We start from the raw sequence: 19,465 nt of genomic DNA on the forward strand, positions 1-19,465 counted from the left end.
CGAGAAAACAAAAAACTAGCCCTTTCCCCCCACCGCCAAAACAAGGAGGGGGATCCCCTCCCCCACGCGAAGCCCCCCCCCCGGGGGGCCCCCCTCCCTCCCCCCCCCCCCGCCGGGGTGATCAGCCCGCGGCGAGCAGCTCCAGGGTGTCGACCACGCGGTGGGAGAAGCCGCCCTCGTTGTCGTACCAGGCCACGACCTTGACGTGCCGCCCGTCCACCCGGGTCAGCAGGGAGTCGAAGATCGACGACGCCGGGTTCCCGACGATGTCCGAGGACACGAGCGGGTCCTCGGAGTACTCGAGCACCCCGGACAGCGGGCCGGCGGCGGCCGCACGGTAGGCGGCCAGCACGTCGTCCCGCGAGACGTCGCGGGCGACGGTGGCGTTGAGCTCGACGATCGAGCCCACCGGCACGGGCACGCGGATCGAGTCGCCCGAGAGCTTCCCGGCCAGGCGCGGCAGCACCAGCCCGATCGCCTTCGCGGCGCCGGTCGTGGTGGGCACGATGTTCACGGCCGCCGCGCGGGCGCGCCGGGCGTCGCGGTGCGGGGCGTCCTGGAGGTTCTGCTCCTGGGTGTAGGCGTGCACGGTGGTCATGAACCCGTGCTCGATCCCGGCGAGGTCGTCGAGCACGGACGCGAGCGGCGCGAGCGCGTTGGTGGTGCACGACGCGTTGGAGACGATCGTGTGCGCGGCCGGGTCGTAGGCGTCGGTGTTGACGCCGGGGGCGAGCGTGACGTCCGCGCCGGCGGACGGCGCGCTCACCAGCACCTTGCGCGCCCCGGCGTCGAGGTGGCCGCGGGCGGCGTCGGCGGCCGTGAACCGGCCGGTCGACTCCAGCACGACGTCGACGCCGAGCTCCTTCCAGGGCAGGTCGGACGGGTCGCGCTCGGCGAGCACGGCGATCCGGCGGCCGTCGACCACGAGGGCGTCGCCCTCGGCCGTGACCGGGCGACCCAGGCGCCCGGCCGTGCTGTCGAAGGCGAGCAGCCGCGCGAGCGCGGCCGGCTCGGTGAGGTCGTTGACGGCGACGACCTCCAGGTCGCTGCCGCGCTCCAGCAGCGCGCGCAGCACGTTGCGACCGATCCGACCGAACCCGTTGATGGCGATGCGAGTCATGTGACGCCCTTCCTCTCGTGTCGCCACCAAGCTCGCCGCACGAGCGAGGGCGGAACACCGGCGCGGACGCCACGGTCCGCAAGGATCTCGCCAGCCCGACCGCCGGGTCACTCCCCCCGGGCGAAGGTCTGCCGGTACTCGCTGGGCGTCGTGCCGAGGATCCGCCGGAAGTGGCCGCGCAGGTTCGCGCCCGTGCCGAGGCCGACGTCGGCGGCGATCTGCTCGACGCTGCGCTCGGAGCGTTCCAGCAGCTCCCGCGCCAGGTCGACGCGCGCCCGCAGCACCCAGGCCATCGGCGTGTACCCGGTGTCGTCCACGAACCGGCGCGAGAACGTCCGCGGCGAGACGGCGGCGTGCCGGGCGAGGACGTCGAGCGTCAGGTCGTCGCCCAGGCGGTGCAGCGCCCACTCGCGCGTGGCCGCGAACCGCTCCCCCAGGGGCTCGGGCACGCTGCGCGGCACGTACTGGGCCTGGCCGCCGCTCCGGTACGGGGCGGCGACCAGGCGGCGGGCGGCGTGGTTCGACGCCGCGACGCCCAGGTCGCCGCGCAGCATGTGCAGGCACAGGTCGATGCCGGACGCCGCGCCCGCCGACGTGAGGACGCTGCCCTCGTCGACGAACAGGACGTTCTCGTCCACGCGCACCCGCGGGTGCTTGGCCGCGAGCGCCCGCGTGTAGTGCCAGTGCGTGGTGGCCCGTCGCCCGTCGAGCAGACCCGTCGCGGCGAGCGCGAAGGCGCCGGTCGAGATGGCGGCCAGCCGCGCGCCGCGGGCGTGCGCGGCCAGGAGCGCGTCGACGACCGCGGCCGGCGGGTCGTCGCGGTCCGGGAAGCGGTAGCCGGGCAGGAACACCGTGTCGGCCCAGGCCAGCGCCTCGAGGCCGTGCTCCAGGTGGTACGAGAGCCCGTCCCCGCCGGCGACCAGCCCGCGGACCGCCGCACAGACGCGCACCTCGTACGGCATGCTCGGGCGAGTCGTGAACACCTGCGACGGGATGCCGACGTCCAGGGGCTTCGCGCCCTCGAGCACGAGGACGGCGACGCGGCGCTGACGCGGTTCCGGCACGAGACGCAGGCTAGACGGCGCCCACCGGGTGCGCGATCCTCGAGCCGGCGCGCCGCGCCCGTCCGCGCCCACCGTTCGAAGGAGAAACCGTATGACGCCCTCGACCCCGGAACGACAGGGGATCCCGACCGCCGCCGTCCTCGCCCTGCTCGACGACCTGGAGGTGCCGGGCCTGGACCCGCACGCCCTCGTCATCACCCGGCACGGCGTCCCGGTGGTCCGCGGCACGTGGGCGCCCTACCGCGCCGACCTGCCGGGGCTCGTCTACTCGGTGTCGAAGACGTTCACGGCGATCGCGGTGGGGCACCTGGTGGCCGAGGGCGCGCTGTCCCCCGACGACCTGGCCGGGTCGCTCCTCGGCCTGCCGACGGACTCCGGCATCACCGTGCGGCACCTGCTCACGATGAACACGGGGCACACGGCGGAGCAGGTCGCGGAGATCGGGTTCGACTCCGCCCGGCTGCTCGGCACCCCGCCCCAGCACGCCCCCGGCACCCACTTCGTCTACAACTCGCCGGCGTCGATGACGCTGTCGTCGATCGTCACGACGCTCACCGGCGAGCGCCTCACCGACTACCTCCGCCCGCGCGTGCTGGACCCGCTCGGTATCCGCGGCTCCTGGTGGGTGGGGCACCGCGACGGCACGCTCGACATCGACCAGGGGTTCTCGGGCCTGCACGTCACGGTCGAGGACGTCGCGCGGCTCGCGGTGACGCTGGCCGACGGCGGCCGGTACGACGGCGTGCAGGTGATCCCGGAGGCCTGGCTGGCGGAGATGTCCCGTCCCTGGTCGGACAACGCGGAGGAGCCCGGCGCGGACCACGACTGGGCGCGCGGCTACGGCTACCAGGTGTGGCGCAGCCGCCACGGCTTCCGCGCCGACGGCGCGTACGGGCAGTTCGGCCTGGCGGTACCTGAGCTCGGCCTCGCGATCGGGTACCTCGGCTCCACCCGCACCACGGACCGCGTGCTCGCGGCGTTCTGGCGGTTCGCCGAGGGGGTGGAGGACGGCCCGCTCGCACCCGACGACGACGCCGCGGCCTGGCTGCGCGACCGCCTCGAGGAGCTCGACACGTGGCCCGGCCGCCTCGACCCCGACCCGGAGCCCACGCCGGCGGACCGGATCGCCCCCGTCCCGTGGACCCTCCTGCCCGGCGACGGGCCCGGCACGTGGCGGGTCGACGTCGGAGGGCACGTCCTGGACGTAACCGACCGGGAGTGGACCACGCACGTCGTGCCGTGGCCGGGCGACCCGCGGCCGGGCTCCGAGCACGACCCCGTGGCCGACCCCGTGCTCGTCCTCGCGCTGCGGGGGCGGGCGGGGGAGGACGGCGCCCGCCCCGACGGCACCGTGCAGATCGACGTCGTCGTCCCGACGTCCCCGCACCGCCTGGTGGCGCGTGGCCAGGCGCCGACCGGGCCGGACGGCGAGCGCCTCGACCTCGCGTGGGTGACGACGCCGCTGTGGCGGCCCGCCCTGTCGACGCTCGTCGTCCCGGGCGCGGTGGCGCGGGACGCGCTCCTGACGCCGGGCTACGTCGGGTCGGCCGGGCGGGAGCGCGGGGAGACGATCCCGGACTCGTAGGCGAACACGACGAGCTGGGCGCGGTCGCGCGCGCCCAGCTTGGTCATGGCCCGGCTGACGTGCGTCTTCGCCGTCAGCGGGCTGAGCACCATCCGCTCGGCGATCTCGTCGTTGGACAGGCCGTGGGCGACGAGGGCCACCACCTCCCGCTCGCGCGGCGTGAGGAGGCCGAGCCCGTCGGCGCCGACGGCGTCCGGCGGGCGCGCGACGAACTCGCTGATCAGGCGGCGCGTGATCGCCGGGGACAGCAGCGCGTCGCCCCGCACCGCCGCGCGCACGGCCTCGAGGAGGTCGGCGGGCTCCGTGTCCTTCACGACGAACCCGCACGCCCCGGCCCGCAGCGCCTCGAAGACGTACTCGTCGACGCCGTAGTTGGTCAGCATCACCACGTGCACGCCGGCCAGCGCGTCGTCGGCGGCGATCTGGCGGGTGGCGGCGATGCCGTCGAGCCCGGGCATCTGCACGTCCATGAGCACGACGTCGGGCCGCAGCTCGCGCGCCAGCGCCACGCCCTCGCGCCCGTCGGCGCCCTCGGCCACCACCTCGACGTCGTCCTCCGCGTCGAGCAGCGCCCGGATGCCGGAGCGGATGAGGGCCTGGTCGTCGACGAGGCCGACGCGGATCACGCGCGGGCCGCCGGCTCGCCGGCCACGGCCCCCGGTGCCGCCGCGGGCGGGCCGGACGGCGCGGGCAGCGGGAGGGTGACGCGCACCGAGAACCCGCCCGACTCCCCCGGCCCGGCGTGCAGGGTGCCGCCGAGGGCGGCGACGCGCTCGCGCATGCCGGTCAGCCCGTGCCCGGGCTCCGGCTCCCCCCGCGAGCCGCGGCCGTCGTCGTCCACCTGGAGCGTGAGCTCCCGGTCCGCGAACGTCACGCGCACGGTCGCGGCCGCCGCGGGCCCGCCGTGCCGGGCGACGTTGGTGAGCGCCTCCTGCACCACCCGGTAGGCGGCCTGGTCGGTCTCGGCCGGCACGGTGCGCCGGTCGCCCACCACCCGCACGGTGGTGGGCACACCCGCGCCCTCCGCCCGCTCGACGAGGGCCTCCAGCCGGTCGAGGCCGTTCCCGTTGGGCTCGCCGTCGCGCCGCAGCACGTCGAGCGTGGAGCGCAGCTCGCGCGCGGCGTCGGTGCTGGCCTCCTGGATCGCGAGCAGCGCGGGCGGCGGCTCCTCGCCCCGCTTGCGCGCCAGGTGCGCGGCGACGCCCGCCTGCACCTTGATCACGGAGATGGAGTGGGTCAGGGAGTCGTGCAGCTCGCGCGCGATGCGCAGCCGCTCCTCCACGGCGCGCCGCCGGGCCACCTCGTCCCGCGTGCGCTCGGCGTCCTCGGCCCGCTGCTCGACCTCGCGGACGTACGCCCGCCACTGGAGCACCGCGACCCCGGCGACGCCGAGGGAGACCAGCCAGCCCGCCGCGAGGATCCGCTCCCGTGCCCGTCCTGTTCCCATCCGGGCAGCGTAGGTGCGCGGTGTCGGCGGCCGCATCCGGCGCCGGGAGGCGTCCGCGCCTGCTCCCCCCGTCGTACGCGGGCGCCGCCCCGCCGCCCTGCCCGGTAGCCGCAGGTGTCACCGCCGGGCGGACGCGCCGGGGCGCCCCCGGCGCGAAGGATCGGGACCACGGATCGACGCACGACGACGCACGACCGACCCCGAGGAGCACCGATGAGCATCCAGGCACCCCGCCGCACCCCCGCCTCTGTCGCGACCGGGCTGGGCGACGTCCTCGCCCCCGGCGACGAGGGGTACGACGACGCACGGCGCACCGTCTTCGCCGCCGGCTCCCCCGCCCTGGTGGCGCGGCCCCGCGACGAGGCGGAGGTCGCGGCCGCCGTCGCCCACGCCGCCCGCGAGGGGCTGGTCCTGTCCGTCCGCTCGGGCGGGCACGGCCTCACCGGCCACGCCACCAACGACGGCGGCCTGGTCGTGGACCTGCGCCACCTGGACGCCGTCGAGGTGGTCGACCCCCAGCGCCACGTCGTGCGGGTGGGTACCGGCGCCACGTGGGGGAAGGTCGCCGCGGCGCTCGCCCCGCACGGCCTCGGAGTCACCGCGGGCGACACGGCCGGCGTCGGCGTCGGCGGCCTCGTGCTCGGCGGCGGCGTCGGGTGGATGGTGCGCCGGCACGGCCTGGCGGTCGACGCCGTGGTCGCCGCGCGGGTCGTCCTCGCCGACGGGCGCGCGCTGGTCGTGGGCCCGGACCGGCACGCCGGGCTCTTCTGGGCACTGCGCGGCGGGGGCGGCAACTTCGGGGTGGTGACCAGCGTCGACCTCGTCGCGGCGCGCGTGGGTGACGTCCGCTTCGGGTCGCTCACCTTCGCGCCCGACGACCCGGCCGCGCTCGTCGCCGGGTGGCGCGACGTCCTGCGCGCCGCCGACGAGGAGCTGAGCAGCACGCTCGTCCTCTCCCCCGCGATGGGCGGCCGCCCCGCCGCGGTGACGGCGCTGGTCTGCGCCTCCCACGACGACCCCGCGGCCGCCGACCGGTCGATCGAACCGCTGCGCCACCTGGGCGCCCTGCTGGCCGACGACGTCGCGACCGTGCCGTACGCCGCCGTCCTCGCCGAGGGCGGGCACCACCCGCCGGGCGCGCGCCTCGTCGGGCGCAACGCGCTGGTGCCGCGGCTCGACGACGCAGCGGTGGCCGCCGTCGTCGCCGCGTTCGAGGGCGAGCACCCCACCGTGCTGGGCCTGCGGGCCCTGGGCGGCGCGTTCTCGCGGGTGCTGCCCGACGAGACGGCGTTCGCCCACCGCGACGCCGAGGCGCTCGTGGTGGGCGGGGTCGTGGTGCCCGCGGACGCCCCGGACGCCGCCGTCGAGGAGGCGCTCGCCGGGTGGCGCGGCGTCGCCGCCCACGGCTCCGGCGCCTACGTGAACTTCCAGGGCACGGCCACCGAGGCCGACCTGCACGCCGCCTACCCGCCCGCCACGCTCGCCCGGCTGCGGGCCGTGAAGCGCGCCTACGACCCCGGCAACCTGTTCGCGCGCAACCTCAATGTGGCCCCCACGCACGCCGCGGAGGCGTCGTCGTGAGCGCCGCGTTCGAGGCCGAGGGCCTCGTCAAGACGTTCGGCGCGACGACGGCGCTCGACGGCGTCGACCTGCGCGCCGAGCGCGGCACGGTGCTCGGCGTGCTGGGCCCCAACGGCGCCGGGAAGACCACCGCCATCCGCGTGCTCGCCACCCTGCTCCGGGCGGACGCCGGCCGCGCCGTCGTCGACGGCCTCGACGTGGGCCGCGACCCCGTCGCCGTGCGCCGCCGCATCGGGCTCACCGGCCAGTACGCGACCGTGGACGAGGACCTCACGGGCGCCGAGAACCTCGTCCTGTTCGGCCGGCTGCTCGACCTGCCCACCGCCGAGGCCCGGTCCCGCGCCGCGCGGCTGCTGGACCGGTTCGGCCTCGCCGACGCCGGCGGCCGGCGCGCGTCCACCTACTCCGGCGGGATGCGCCGCCGCCTCGACCTGGCCGCGAGCCTCGTGGGCTCCCCGAGCATCCTGTTCCTCGACGAGCCCACCACCGGCCTCGACCCCGGCAGGCGCGAGGAGCTGTGGCAGACCATCCGGTCGCTCGCCGACGACGGCACCACCGTGCTGCTCACCACGCAGTACCTCGAGGAGGCCGACGCGCTCGCCGACGAGATCACCGTGATCGACGAGGGCCGCGTCGTCGCGCACGACACCCCCGCGGGCCTGAAGCAGCAGGTCGGCGGGCAGACGGTCGTCGTGCGGCCCCGCGACCCGGCCCTCGTCGGGGCCGCGGCGGACGTCGTCGCGCGCGCCACCGGCGCCCCGGCAGCGCCACCCCGCAGCGGCGTCGTCACGACGTCCGTGGACGACGAGCGCACGTTCGCCGCCGTCGTGCGCGGGCTCGAGGACGCCGGCGTCGCCGTCACCGAGGTGGCGCTGCGGCTGCCCAGCCTCGACGAGGTCTTCTTCGCCCTGACCGACGGGCGACGTACCACCCCGAGGGAGGACTCATGACCGGCACCACGACGGTCGCCCCGGCGACCGCCCTCGACACCCGGGCCCCCGGCACCCGGCGCCACGAGGGCCCCCGCCGCTGGCCGCTCGCCCGCCACAGCCTCGCCCTGGCGCACCGGCACGTCACCCGGACGCGGCGCAACCCCGGCGAGCTCGTGGACGCCGTCTTCATGCCCGTGCTCTTCCTCGTGCTGTTCGTGTACCTGTTCGGGGGCGCGGTCGCCGGGTCCACGCACGCCTACCTGCAGTACGTGCTGCCGGGCGTGCTCGTGCTGTCGACCGTGCTGACGGGGCAGGTCGCGACCGGGCTGAGCATCGTGCAGGACATGAAGAAGGGGGTCTTCGACCGGTTCCGCAGCATGCCCGTGCCGCGCGCCGCGATGCTCCTCGGCTCCGTCCTCGCCGACGGCGTCCGCTACCTCGTCGCGGTCGTGGTGCTGTTCGCGGTGGGGTACGTGCTCGGCTTCCGCGTCGAGACCGGGCTGCTGCCCGCGCTGGCGGCGTGCGGCCTGGCGATCGTGCTCGGCTTCTCGCTGAGCTGGCTCACCGTGCTCGTCGCCGTGCTGGTGCGCAACGAGATCATGGTCTCGACGATCGGGTTCGTACTGCCCTTCCCGCTGGTGTTCGGCACGGGCATGGCCGCGCCGGTCGAGACCATGCCCGGCTGGCTGCAGTCGTGGGCCGCGGTCAACCCCGTGAGCCGCGCGATCGAGGCCAGCCAGGGCCTGCTGCTCGGCGGGCCCGTCGCCGGGGCCGTGACCGCCACCCTGCTGTGGAGCGGCGCGTTCCTCGTCGTCTTCGGCTCCGCCGCCGTCGTGGCCTACCGCCGGGTCGTCTGACGCGAGGTAGTCCCGTTTCTCGCGAGGTAGTTCAAGATCCCGCGAGGTAGTTCGGATCTTCGCGAGGTAGTTCGGATTCTCGAACTACCTCGCGGGATTTCGCACTACCTCGGCCGGCTCGGAACTACCTCGGCGGGTCCTCACGGAGCACGACGACGTCGGTCGGCGCCAGGTGCAGGGTCTCGCCCGCCTCGACGCGGCGGCCGGTGAGCAGGTCCGTCCCGGAGGCGTGCGCGGCGACGTCGACGGCGACCGCGGCGTGGTTGAGGACGAACGCCGTCCGGGTGCCGTCGGCGCCGGCGCGCACGGCGAGCTCGACGTCGTCGACGTGGGCGTACGGGCCCACCAGCCCGTGCCGGTCGAGCACGCGCCGCACCACCCAGGCGGCGCCGACGTCGTCGAGCGCCGTCGCGACGTACCAGGCCTCGCCGCCGTCCTCGCCGTGCGGGCGGTGCCGCGTGACCGCGGGCGTGCCCGCGTAGAACTCCGCGCCGTAGGTGCCGACCACCTCCGCGCCCTGCGGCACCACGACCTCGAAGACGAGCGAGCCGTCCGCGACCGCGTCGTCGCCCGTCCCGTCCTTGAGGGTCACGGGGTTGCTGACGCCCGGCTCGGCGGAGTCGGTCTCCTCGACGCGCAGGCCGAACAGCGGGCCCAGCGGCCCGGGGGCGTCCATGAGGAACGCGTTGGCGTCCTCGTCGGCACGGCCCGACCAGTACGACGCGAGCACCGACCCGCCGCGCGCGACGACGCCCTCCAACCGCGCCGCGACGTCACCCTTGAGCACGTGCAGCATGGGCGCGAGCACGACGTCGTACGGCTCCAGGCCCGCCGTCACCGGCACGACGTCGACCTGCGCGCCCGCCTGCCACAGCGCGCGGTAGTAGGCCAGCACCGTGTCGACGTACCGGGCATGCCGGTTGAAGCCGTCCGTCATCTCGGCAGCCCACCAGGAGTCCCAGTCGAAGAGCAGCGCGACGCGCGCGGGCGTGCGGGCGCCGAGGACGGCGTCGCCCAGCGCGTCGAGCTCGGCGCCCAGCGCGGCGACCTCGCGGAAGGCGCGGGTGTCCGTGCGGCCGGCGTGGTCGAGGACGGCGCCGTGGTACTTCTCGCACGCGCCGCGTGACTGGCGCATCTGGAAGTACAGGACCGCGTCCGCGCCGTGCGCCACGGCCTGCCACGACCACAGCCGCAGCACGCCGGGCCGCTTGACCGGGTTGACGTCGCGCGACGCGGTGATGGTGGGCGTCTGCTCCATGACCCAGAACGGTGCGCCGTCCTTGAGGCCCCGCATGACGTCGTGGGCCAGCGCCATGCGCGCGTGCTCGCGCTGCCCGGGCGGGTAGTTGTCCCACGACGCGAAGTCCAGGTCTGCGGCCCAGCGGTGGTAGTCGACCGGCCGGAACATCCCCATGAAGTTGGTGGTCACCGGGGTGGTCGCGTCGTGCTCGCGGATCCGGGCCTTCTCGTCGCGGAAGTTCGCGAGCATCGCGTCGGACATGAACCGCCGGTAGTCGAGCGTGATGCCCTGGAAGGCCGTGTGGTCCGGCCCGCGCCAGTGCTCGCTGAGCATGTTGGGCGGCACGACCTGCGCCCAGTCGCTGAACGTGTGCGACCAGAACGTCGCGTTCCACGCCTCGTTGAGCCGCTCCAGCGTGCCGTAGCGGGCGCGCAGCCAGTCCCGGAAGCCGGCCGCGCACAGGTCGCACCAGCAGCCGCCGTCGAACCCGCCGTACTCGTTGCCCACGTGCCACGCGACGAGGCCGGGCGTGCCGGCGTACCGCTCCGCGATCCGGCCCGCGAGCTCGGCGGACAGGCGCCGGTACACGGGCGAGCTCGGGCAGGCGTTGTGCCGCTGCCCGTAGACGTGCCGCCGGCCCTGGAAGTCCGTGCGCTCCACCTCGGGGTGCCGGTGCGCGAGCCACGGCGGCAGCGCGCCGGTGGACGTCGCGAGCACGACGTCCCGCCCGCCCGCCACCGCCCGCTTCACGACCTCGTCGAGCAACGCGAAGTCGTAGGTGTCCTCGTCGGGCTGGAGCGTCGCCCACGAGAAGACGTTGAGCGTCACGGTGTCGATCGACGCCAGGTCGAACGCGGCGTAGTCGGCCTCCCACACCTCCCGCGGCCACTGCTCGGGGTTGTAGTCGCCGCCGTAGCGGATCTTGCGTCCGGCGGGCAGGTGGGCGGGCATGACGCGGTCCTCCAGGGCGACGGGCAGGGTCAGGCGACGAAGCGGGCGCGGACGTCGTCCAGCACGGGCTCCCCGGTGCGCAGCACGAACGCCAGCCAGGGGACGGCGACGAGGACGAGCACCGTCTCGCCGGCCAGCCACACCACGCCGGCCGCGACCACCACCAGGGCGAGCAGGCCGACGGTCACCAGCGGCCGGCGCCCCAGGTAGTACGCGGACAGGCGCGCCACGTCACGCGCCCGGAAGGAGAACAGGGACGTGAGCAGCAGCGCCTCCAGCGCCCACAGCAGGATCGCGACGCCGAGGACGGCGAGCACGACGGCGTACGCGACGGAGATCCCGGCCGCGTCGCGGTGCACGACCGACGTCGCGACGACGCCGAGCACCGCCAGCGCGGGGACCCACAGCCGGAGGACGTCGAGCCAGCTCAGGCGCAGGCCGCGGGCGAAGGAGCGGGCCGGGGCGGGCTCGTCCGCGCCCGCCTGCTCGTGCAGGGCGAAGAGCGCGGCGGACCAGAACGGGATCGTCGGCGCCAGGCACAGCGGCACGATCAGCGCGTTTCCCGTGGAACGGTCCAGGAGCGCGAGCAGCAGGAGCGTGGGCACGCTGCCGAGGGTGGTGAGCACCCCGACGACGACGTACCGGTAGACGCGCGCCGTCACCCGGGCGAGGATCCCGTCGCCGAACTCCCTCGCCTGCCTGCCCGCCGCGGCCATCACGCCCCCACCGGGGAGGCGGCGCGGCCGACGATGCGTGCGTCGTCGAGCCACGCAGGCGTCTCGTCCCGCACGGCGTCGATCTCGACGAGCGTCACCTCGTGCCGGGCCAGCGGCAGCACCAGCTCGACCCGCCCGCCGTGCACCTCCAGCGAGGTGTCCGAGCGCCCCGGCACGGACGTCTCGTGCAGCAGGTCCAGCTGCCGGGCCGTGGGCGACGACGGCCGCCCGAGGTGGCGCCACGCGCTGAACGCGTTGCCCTCGTCGTCGTTGACGCGCGACCGGTGCACGGAGGCGCGCCGCGTGACCGGGTCGCCGACCGGGACGCTGAGGCGCAGCTCGTGGCGGCCGGGCTCGTCGGCGTCGTCCGTCCCGCCGACCGGCTGCCAGGCCAGCACGGTGACGCGACCCGCGGCGTCGCGCGTGACGAGGTGGTCCTCGCCGCGGTGCAGCACGTCCGTGCCCATGCGCGCCATGAACGCGTACAGGTGGAAGACGGGCTTGCGCAGCTGACGGTGGCCGAGCATCCCGAAGCCCCCGTGGAACACGGAGGTCGGGATGCCGACCTCCTCGAAGACGTCGCAGAACGTCCAGTAGGAGAACGAGTCGACGTGGTCCCCGCCCTCGGCGAGCACGGGCGCCAGCGACGCCGCCTGGTACGCCGTGTCGTGCACGGGGTTGTCCGGGCGGTAGCTGGTGCTGAACTCGGTGACATGGGCGGGCAGGCCCTCGAGCCGCGTGCCGGCCAGCAGCTTGGCCGGGGCGGCGAACTGGTCCAGCAGGTTCCGGGGGTGCCGCAGCGTCTGGTACGTGCCGAACGGCACCGCCTGCGCCGGGCCCGTCGTGTACGCGTGGAAGGACACGAAGTCCACGGGCACGTCGCGGCGCTCGACGAGCTCCGCGAACGGCTCCCACCACTCGTCGGCCCCGGGCGAGATCGCCGGGCCGCCCACCTGCAGCGACGCGTCGACGTCCTTGACCGCGCGTGCCGTCACCTCGTACAGCCGGAAGTACGCCTCCTGCGACGCGCCCTCCCAGAAGATGTCGAGGTTCGGCTCGTTCCACACCTCGATCGGCCACTGCCGCACCTCGTCGAGGCCGTAGCGGTCGATCGCGTGCCGCACCACGGCCTGCACGAGGGCGGCCCACTCGCCGTGGTCGCGCGGCGGGGTGACGTTGCCCTGCCACCAGAAGACCGTCTGGTCCCCTGACGCCAGCGCGGACGGCATGAACCCGAGCTCCAGGAACGGCCGGATGCCCAGCGCCAGCCACGAGTCCAGGACCTGGTCGACGTAGGTGAAGGAGTACCGGGTGCCGCGGTGGCCCGCCTCGTCGTAGGGGCGGTGGATGCCGACGTCGTCGGACAGCAGGCCATGGCCCCGGAGGTGACGGAAGCCGATCTCGCGCTGCACGACGGCGAGTGACTCCTGGTAGTCCTGCCGCAGCGCGAGGTTGAACCGTCCGGTGCCGACGCAGCGGCGCCAGGCGTCCGACAACGTGCCGGAGGTTTCGGTGGGGACGACGACGGTGGTCACGGGTGCGGCTCCTCCGGCGGTCTGGCGTGCCGAGACGGGGGCGGGACGGGGGGCGGGACGGCGGGGAGCGGCGCCGCCGGCGCGGGAGCACCGGCGGCGACGCCGCCGGGTCAGCCCTGGCGCTTCAGGGCGGTGTTGATCGTGTCGATGTACTGCTGGGAGCCCAGGCCCTCGATCTGGGCGACGTAGGCGTCCCAGTCGTCCAGCGACTTCTTGCCGGTGATGAACTCGGCGCTCGCCGCGGCCACGGCGTCCTTGATCTGGGTGTCCAGCAGCGTGTTCTGCTCCAGCTCCATCTCGTCGAGCCGCGCCGCGGGCGCCACCGGGAGCATCGTCTTGGAGTCGAGCACCGCGTTGGTCCAGTCCTTGATCTCGTCCGGCATCATGGCCTGGATGTACTGCTGCGAGGAGCCGTTGGCCAGCAGGAACACACCGTTGCTGTAACCGAAGTCCTTGTTCAGGAACGTCTTCGCGCCCGGGTTCATCGGGCCCCAGGTGATGTCGTCGTTCAGCACCGGGGTGCCGTCGGAGCCCGCGGAGTACGTCTCCCCCTCGACGCCGAACAGGGCGAACTCGATGCCCTGGTCGGAGAAGTACTGCCAGTCGACGTACTGCAGCAGCGCCTTGAAGTACGGCTTGTCGGCCGCGTCGGAGGAGATCATCACGCCCGAGGTGAACCGGCCCGACGGCAGGTTGTTGCCGGCGGGGCCGCCGGGGATGGTGAGCAGGCGGGTGTTGATCTTCTTGCCGGCGTCCTCGATCGCCGTCCGGTACGAGGTGAGCTCCTGCGTGTTGGCGGAGACCGCGGCGGACTTGCCGGTGACGAACTTCTGCTTGGCCTGGTCGTCGGACTGCGTGATCTCCGGGTCCATCGAGCCGTCGGCCACCCAGCCGTGCACCGTCTCCAGGAGCTGCTTGTACGCGTCGGTCGTGCCGGTGAGCTCGAACGTGCCGGCGCTCTCGTCGTAGTGCGCGTTGTTGTAGCCCCACCCCGCGGCGGTGTCGTAGTTGGGGGCCATGACGTTCAGCAGGGAGCCCAGCGGGTTCGGGTTCTCGTTCCAGCGGTCGGAGAACGCGTACTTGACGTCCGGGTTGGCTGCCTTGACCTTGGCGAGGTCGTCGCCGAACTCGTCCCAGGACTTCGGGTCCTCGGTGATCCCCGCCTTCTTCCACATGTCGTCGTTGATCATGATGGAGTACTGCACGTCGGGCTTCTCCCGCAGCCCGGGCAGCAGGTAGAACTTGCCGTCGTCCTGCCGCAGGTTGTCGAGGTCCTCCTGGAGGCCCCACTTCTCGATCTTGTCCGTGAAGTTCGGCATGTAGTCGAGGTAGTCGGACACCGGCAGGATCGCGCCGCCCGAGACGAACTGCGTCTCCTGGCCGGGGTACGTGACCGGCATGAGGTCGGAGGCCTCGCCGGAGCCGATCAGCAACGACTTCTTCTGGTCCCAGTCGGCCAGCGGGATGTCCGTGCGCTCGAAGGTGACGTTGCGGTCGGCATCGAGGTGCTGGAACACCGACCAGTCGTTCTTGACCGGGTAGTCGGGCATGTCGCGGTACATGAGGGAGAACTTCACCGGCTCGGTCGCCTTGAAGTCGGTGCCCACGGCGAAGTCGTCCATCGCGCCGACGGAGTGGTCGGCGTCGATGGACGCGGCGCCGCCGGACCCGCCGTCGCCGGAGTCGTCGTCGCCGCTGCTGCCGCAGGCGGCGAGGCCCAGGGTCAGCGCGGTCAGCGTCACGGCCGCCAGGGCCGCGCGCGTGCGGGTGCTCTTCATGGATTCTCCTCGGGTGACGAGCGTCGTCGCTCTACGGGATGAGTACGAAGGTGAGGCAGAGAAAGGGGTCGTCGGGGAGTCGTCGGGGCCCGCCGACACACGCGGCGCGGCTCAGCCCTTGACGGAGCCGAGCATCACGCCGGAGACGAAGTACCTCTGGATGAAGGGGTAGAAGCAGACGATCGGCAGCACGGTGAGCAGCATCGTCACCGACTGGATGTTGGCGCCGATCTGCACCGTGTCCGCGCCCGCGATCCCCGCCGCCGGGTTCGACGCCGCGGCGATGAGGTTGCGGAGGTAGACCGTGACCGGGAAGAGCTCCTTCTGGTCCAGGTACAGGAAGGCGCTGAACCACGAGTTCCACAGGCTCACGGCGTAGAACAGGGTCATCGTCGCGAGCACCGCCTTGGACAGCGGCAGCACGATCCGGCCGAAGATCCCGTAGGTCGTGAGGCCGTCGATCGCCGCGGCCTCCTCGAGCTCGGCCGGGAAGTTCTCGAAGAACGACTTCATCACCAGCAGGTTGAACACGGAGATCGCGCCCGGCAGGACGATCGCCCACATGCTGTTGCGCATGCCCAGCACGTCCGAGACCAGGATGTAGTTCGGGATCAGGCCGCCGCTGAAGAACATCGTGAACACGGCGACGCCGATGAAGAAGTTCCGGCCCTTGAGGTTCTGCCGGCTCAGCGCGTAGGCGTACGGCGTCGTGAGCGCCATCGAGATGACCGTGCCCAGCACGGTGTAGACGACCGTGTTCATGTAGTTGGTCCAGAACATCGCGTCGTCCATGACGACCTTGAACGTCTCGAGGTTGAACCCGCGCGGGACGAGGTTCACCTCGCCCGCGGCGATGTATCCCTCCGACGAGAACGCCTTCGCCACGAGATTGACGAACGGGTACAGCATCACCGCGCAGACGATCACCAGGGCGACGACGTTCGTGACGCGGAAGGTCCGGTAACCGGTCGAGTCCTTGACGGTGGTCGGTTGGGCGCGGACCGCCGAGATGTCGGGGACGGTCGTGTCGGTCACCACAGCGAGGCTCCCACCAGACGGCGCGACGCATAGTTCGCGGAGAGGACGAGGGCGAGGCCGATGACGGCCTCGAAGAGGCCGATCGCCGTGGCGTAGGAGAACTGCGCGGACTGGATGCCGACGCGGTAGAGGTACGTCGAGATGACGTCGGCCGTGGAGTAGATCAGCGGGTTCTGGAGCAGGAGGACCTTCTCGAACCCGACCGCCATGAAGGAGCCGATGTTGAGGATGAGCAGCACCATCATCGTGGGGCGGATCCCCGGCAGGGTGATGTGCCAGGTCTGCTGCCACCGGTTCGCACCGTCGATGCGTGCGGCCTCGTAGAGCTGGTCGTCGACGGTCGTGAGGGCGGCGAGGTAGAGGATCGTGCCCCAGCCGACGGTCTGCCAGACCTCCGAGCTGACGTAGATCGAGCGGAACCAGTCCGGCTCCTGCATGAACGCGATCGCGTCCCCGCCGAAGGCCTGGACGATCTGGTTCACGGTGCCGCTCACGGACGTGAGCTGGAGCACCAGTCCGGCGACGATGACGATCGACATGAAGTGCGGGAGGTACGAGATCGTCTGGACGACCTTCTTGAACCGGCGCGACCGCAGCTCGTTGAGCATCAGCGCCAGCACGATCGGCAGGGGAAAGGTCACCAGCAGCGTGATCCCGCCGAGGATGACGGTGTTCCAGAACACCTGCCAGAACTGCTGGTTGTGGATGAACATGTCGAAGTAGTAGAAGCCGACCCACTCGTCACCGAGCGGGTTGCCGCCGGGGCGGAACCGGCGGAACGCGATGACGTTCCCGACCATCGGCACGTACTTGAACAGCAGGAACCACACCAGCGGCACCGCCACGAAGGTGTAGAGCCGCCAGTCCTTGCGGAGTGCCTGCGCCCAGCTGGTCCGCGGGGCCCGTCCGCCGACCGGCCGACGGGCCGGCCCCGCCGCCGGTGGCGGCTCCTCCGCCGGGCGACCGGTCGGCGGTGGCGCTGTCACCACCGCCCCTAGGTCCTGCGCCATGAGGTCCTCCTGTCGTCACGTCGTCGTGCGCCGAGGGAGCCCACCTCGTTGCGGGCCGCCCGATAGTTTCGTCGTCGAAAACGTTCTCCATCTGGCGCCAGACAGTAGGGCGACATCGTGGCGCGGGTCAAGCATCCTCGGGGTCACGGTTTGATGACAACGATGAAACGGCCGCCCGGGGTCGCGCCGGTCGCGGCAGAAAGCCAGCGATGTCAGGGGTTTTCACCGCGGGTTGCGGGTCCAGGCTGCGGGCCGACTTCGTCGGCGAGACCCCGGCCCCGGCGGGTCGGAAGCCGCCGTGCGCAGGCTAGGATCACTCCACGAAAGTTTCGGCTTTGCCACGCCGAGGCACATGCCCCCAGGACGGACGATGAGCAGCTCCACCCCCCGCGACGACGCCCCGACCATCGCGCAGATCGCCGACGACGTCGGCGTGTCCGTGCCGACCGTGTCCAAGGTGCTCAACGGCCGCGCGGACGTCTCGCCCGCCACCCGGTCCCGGGTGGAGGAGTCACTGCGCCGGCACGGGTACCGCCGACGCAAGGCCGCGACCCCCACGGAGGGCACGGGCCTCGTCGACCTGGTCTTCCACCGCCTGGGTTCGGCGTGGTCCACGGAGATCATCCGCGGCGTCGAGAGGGCCGCGGCACGGGCCCAGACCTCGGTCATCCTCTCCGAGCTCGACGGCGGGCACCGACCGCCGCAGGCATGGCTCGACGTCACGCTGGCCCGGCCGCCGGTCGGCGTCCTGCTCGTGGCCGCCCAGCTGACACCCACTCAGCGACGCCGGCTCAGCACCCGCGCGATCCCGTTCGTCGTCATCGACACCGACGGCGAGCCGCCGCCCGACGTCCCCAGCGTGGGCTCGGACAACTGGCAGGGCGGCCTCGCGGCCACCCGCCATCTCCTCGAGCTCGGGCATCGCCGCATCGGCGCCATCGGCGGCCCCGACGACATGCTGTGCAGCCGGGCAAGGATCGGCGGCTACCGCAGCGCGCTCGAGGAGGCGGGCGTCCCCTACGACGACACGATCGTGCGGTCGGGGAACTTCGAGGTGGCCGCCGGCTACCGCGCCGGGTGCGAGCTGCTCGACGCGCCGGACCGGCCCACCGCGATCTTCGCCGGGTCGGACATGCAGGCGATCGGCCTCCTGCGGGCGGCGCAGGAACGCGGCCTGTCGGTGCCTCGCGACCTGTCGATCGTCGGCTACGACGACCTACCGCTCTCCGAGTGGACGACGCCGTCGCTCACCACGGTGCACCAGCCGCTCGCCGAGATGGCTTCCGTCGCGACGCGCATGGTGCTGGAGCTCGCCGCGGGTGGCGATCCCGAGGTGCGCCGCGTCAACCTCGCCACCTCCCTCGTCGTCCGCGAGTCCACCGCTCCCCCGCCGAGGTAGTCGGGATCTCCGCGAGGTAGTCCGGATCTGGGACTACCTCGCGCAGATCGGAACTACCTCGCGGGGGCGGGAACTACCTCGCGGTCAGCGCTGGACGCGCGCGCTGCCGCCGCCGGCGAGCTTGGCGACCTCGGCGAGGGTGGCCGTGGTCGTGTCGCCGGGCGTCGTCATGGCGAGGGCGCCGTGCGCGGCGCCGTACTCCACGGCCTCCTGCAGGGAGCCGAGCTCCATGAGCCCGTAGGCCAGGCCGGAGGCGAAGGAGTCGCCGCCGCCCACGCGGTCGAAGATCTCCAGGTCCGCGCGGTGCGTGGCCTCGACGAAGCCCTCGGCGCGCGACCAGGCGATGGCGCCCCAGTCGTTCACCGAGGCGGACTTCACGCCGCGCAGCGTCGTGGCGATGACCTGGAAGGTCGGGTACGCCTCGGCGGCCGTGCCGATCATGGTGCGGAAGGCGCCGGTGTCGAGGTCGGTGAGGTTCTCGTCCACGCCCTCGACCTCGAAGCCGAGGGAGGCGGTGAAGTCCTCCTCGTTGCCGATCATCACGTCGACGTGGTGCGCCAGACGGCGGTTGACCTCGCGGGCGCGCTCGACCCCGCCGATGCCCTTCCACAGGGACGGGCGGAAGTTGAGGTCGTAGGACACGATCGTGCCGTGCTTCTTCGCCGCGGTCATCGCGGCCTCGGCGACGTCGGCGGCCGACTCGGACAGCGCCGCGAAGATGCCGCCGGTGTGCAGCCAGCGCACGCCGGAGCCGAACAGCGCGTCCCAGTCCACGTCCTCGGGCTTCATCTGCGAGACGGCGGTGTTGCCGCGGTCGCTCACGCCGACCGCGCCGCGCACGCCGAAGCCGCGCTCCGTGAAGTTGAGGCCGTTGCGCACGCTGCGGCCGATGCCGTCGTAGTCCCGCCACTGCACCCAGGAGGTGTCGAGGCCGCCGGTGAGCATGAAGTCCTCGACGAGGCGGCCCACCTCGTTGTCCGCGAGCGCCGTGACGATGGCGCCGCGCAGCCCGAACGCGCGGCGCAGGCCACGGGCCACGTTGTACTCGCCGCCGCCCTCCCAGACGTCGAACGAGCGGGTGGTGCGCACGCGCCGGTCGCCCGGGTCGAGGCGCAGCATGACCTCGCCGAGGGCGACGACGTCGTAGCGGCACTCGGCCGCGGGGCGGGTGGTCAGGGACGGGTTCGACATCAGGTCTCCTTGCGGGGTCTG

Annotated in this window: 16 protein-coding genes; 5 read left to right on the plus strand and 11 right to left on the minus strand. The window is 73.3% G+C overall.

The window, feature by feature from the left end; genetic code table 11:
- Positions 1–121: 121 nt before the first annotated feature.
- Together gap and ACWF41_RS06290 are read right to left on the minus strand one after the other, a co-directional pair.
- Entirely contained in the window at positions 122–1,120 is a 999-nt protein-coding gene (gene gap / locus ACWF41_RS06285; protein ID WP_380322581.1) for a type I glyceraldehyde-3-phosphate dehydrogenase, read from the minus strand.
- Positions 1,121–1,227: 107 nt separating this feature from the next.
- The gene (locus ACWF41_RS06290) at positions 1,228–2,193 is read right to left on the minus strand and encodes a GlxA family transcriptional regulator (RefSeq protein ID WP_380322593.1); all 966 of its coding nucleotides are present in this window, start codon (positions 2,191–2,193) and stop codon (positions 1,228–1,230) included.
- 82 nt (positions 2,194–2,275) lie between these two features.
- Between ACWF41_RS06290 and ACWF41_RS06295 the strand changes: the two genes are divergently transcribed.
- Positions 2,276–3,769, plus strand: a complete 1,494-nt coding sequence (locus ACWF41_RS06295) for a serine hydrolase domain-containing protein (protein WP_380322578.1) — start codon at positions 2,276–2,278, stop codon at positions 3,767–3,769.
- Here ACWF41_RS06295 and ACWF41_RS06300 read toward each other — a convergent pair.
- A complete protein-coding gene (locus ACWF41_RS06300; protein ID WP_380322577.1) occupies positions 3,718–4,395 on the minus strand; it encodes a response regulator in 678 nt (225 codons plus the stop codon). The genes ACWF41_RS06295 and ACWF41_RS06300 overlap by 52 nt on opposite strands.
- Positions 4,392–5,216, minus strand: coding sequence for a sensor histidine kinase (locus ACWF41_RS06305; protein WP_380322574.1), 825 nt, complete (start codon positions 5,214–5,216; stop codon positions 4,392–4,394). The genes ACWF41_RS06300 and ACWF41_RS06305 overlap by 4 nt, the downstream gene beginning before the upstream one ends.
- 213 nt (positions 5,217–5,429) lie before the next feature.
- Between ACWF41_RS06305 and ACWF41_RS06310 the strand changes: the two genes are divergently transcribed.
- The 3 genes from ACWF41_RS06310 to ACWF41_RS06320 are packed head-to-tail and all read left to right on the plus strand — an operon-like array spanning position 5,430 to position 8,586.
- On the plus strand, positions 5,430–6,797 hold the full coding sequence (locus ACWF41_RS06310; protein WP_380322571.1) for an FAD-binding oxidoreductase: 1,368 nt from the start codon (positions 5,430–5,432) through the stop codon (positions 6,795–6,797).
- Positions 6,794–7,747: an ATP-binding cassette domain-containing protein gene (locus ACWF41_RS06315; protein ID WP_380322568.1), complete on the plus strand. Its 954-nt coding sequence runs from the start codon at positions 6,794–6,796 to the stop codon at positions 7,745–7,747. The genes ACWF41_RS06310 and ACWF41_RS06315 overlap by 4 nt, the downstream gene beginning before the upstream one ends.
- Complete coding sequence (locus ACWF41_RS06320; RefSeq protein WP_380322565.1) at positions 7,744–8,586, plus strand: ABC transporter permease; 843 nt, start codon at positions 7,744–7,746, stop codon at positions 8,584–8,586. Before ACWF41_RS06315 ends, ACWF41_RS06320 begins: the two co-directional genes overlap by 4 nt.
- Positions 8,587–8,710: 124 nt before the next feature.
- Here ACWF41_RS06320 and ACWF41_RS06325 read toward each other — a convergent pair whose 3' ends face one another.
- From ACWF41_RS06325 to ACWF41_RS06350, 6 genes are all read right to left on the minus strand, one after another.
- Positions 8,711–10,777, minus strand: coding sequence for a beta-galactosidase (locus ACWF41_RS06325; RefSeq protein WP_380322562.1), 2,067 nt, complete (start codon positions 10,775–10,777; stop codon positions 8,711–8,713).
- Between the two features lie 29 nt (positions 10,778–10,806).
- A complete protein-coding gene (locus ACWF41_RS06330; RefSeq protein WP_380322559.1) occupies positions 10,807–11,496 on the minus strand; it encodes a glycosyltransferase in 690 nt (229 codons plus the stop codon).
- Positions 11,493–13,028, minus strand: coding sequence for a GH39 family glycosyl hydrolase (locus ACWF41_RS06335; protein ID WP_380322556.1), 1,536 nt, complete (start codon positions 13,026–13,028; stop codon positions 11,493–11,495). Before ACWF41_RS06335 ends, ACWF41_RS06330 begins: the two co-directional genes overlap by 4 nt.
- 110 nt (positions 13,029–13,138) lie before the next feature.
- Positions 13,139–14,806, minus strand: coding sequence for an ABC transporter substrate-binding protein (locus ACWF41_RS06340; RefSeq protein ID WP_380321603.1), 1,668 nt, complete (start codon positions 14,804–14,806; stop codon positions 13,139–13,141).
- A 111-nt stretch (positions 14,807–14,917) separates the two neighbouring features.
- Positions 14,918–15,844, minus strand: coding sequence for a carbohydrate ABC transporter permease (locus ACWF41_RS06345; RefSeq protein ID WP_380321600.1), 927 nt, complete (start codon positions 15,842–15,844; stop codon positions 14,918–14,920).
- Complete coding sequence (locus ACWF41_RS06350) at positions 15,838–16,854, minus strand: ABC transporter permease (RefSeq protein ID WP_380321597.1); 1,017 nt, start codon at positions 16,852–16,854, stop codon at positions 15,838–15,840. Before ACWF41_RS06350 ends, ACWF41_RS06345 begins: the two co-directional genes overlap by 7 nt.
- Positions 16,855–17,224: 370 nt before the next feature.
- On the opposite strand from ACWF41_RS06350, the gene ACWF41_RS06355 reads away from it, so the two are divergent.
- On the plus strand, positions 17,225–18,253 hold the full coding sequence (locus ACWF41_RS06355; RefSeq protein WP_380321594.1) for a LacI family DNA-binding transcriptional regulator: 1,029 nt from the start codon (positions 17,225–17,227) through the stop codon (positions 18,251–18,253).
- 84 nt (positions 18,254–18,337) lie between these two features.
- Here the strand turns inward: ACWF41_RS06355 and ACWF41_RS06360 are convergent, their stop codons facing one another.
- Positions 18,338–19,444: a sugar kinase gene (locus ACWF41_RS06360; protein ID WP_380321591.1), complete on the minus strand. Its 1,107-nt coding sequence runs from the start codon at positions 19,442–19,444 to the stop codon at positions 18,338–18,340.
- Positions 19,445–19,465 lie beyond the last annotated feature (21 nt).

The organism is Isoptericola sp. NPDC055063 (assembly GCF_053608125.1).

What these genes read in the sequence shown, in the direction of transcription:
- gap (WP_380322581.1), bottom strand. Translation starts at nt 1,120, where the DNA reads ATGACTCGCATCGCCATCAACGGGTTCGGTCGGATCGGTCGCAACGTG.
- ACWF41_RS06295 (WP_380322578.1), top strand. Translation starts at nt 2,276, where the DNA reads ATGACGCCCTCGACCCCGGAACGACAGGGGATCCCGACCGCCGCCGTC.
- ACWF41_RS06305 (WP_380322574.1), bottom strand. Translation starts at nt 5,216, where the DNA reads ATGGGAACAGGACGGGCACGGGAGCGGATCCTCGCGGCGGGCTGGCTG.
- ACWF41_RS06310 (WP_380322571.1), top strand. Translation starts at nt 5,430, where the DNA reads ATGAGCATCCAGGCACCCCGCCGCACCCCCGCCTCTGTCGCGACCGGG.
- ACWF41_RS06320 (WP_380322565.1), top strand. Translation starts at nt 7,744, where the DNA reads ATGACCGGCACCACGACGGTCGCCCCGGCGACCGCCCTCGACACCCGG.
- ACWF41_RS06325 (WP_380322562.1), bottom strand. Translation starts at nt 10,777, where the DNA reads ATGCCCGCCCACCTGCCCGCCGGACGCAAGATCCGCTACGGCGGCGAC.
- ACWF41_RS06340 (WP_380321603.1), bottom strand. Translation starts at nt 14,806, where the DNA reads ATGAAGAGCACCCGCACGCGCGCGGCCCTGGCGGCCGTGACGCTGACC.
- ACWF41_RS06350 (WP_380321597.1), bottom strand. Translation starts at nt 16,854, where the DNA reads ATGGCGCAGGACCTAGGGGCGGTGGTGACAGCGCCACCGCCGACCGGT.
- ACWF41_RS06355 (WP_380321594.1), top strand. Translation starts at nt 17,225, where the DNA reads ATGAGCAGCTCCACCCCCCGCGACGACGCCCCGACCATCGCGCAGATC.
- ACWF41_RS06360 (WP_380321591.1), bottom strand. Translation starts at nt 19,444, where the DNA reads ATGTCGAACCCGTCCCTGACCACCCGCCCCGCGGCCGAGTGCCGCTAC.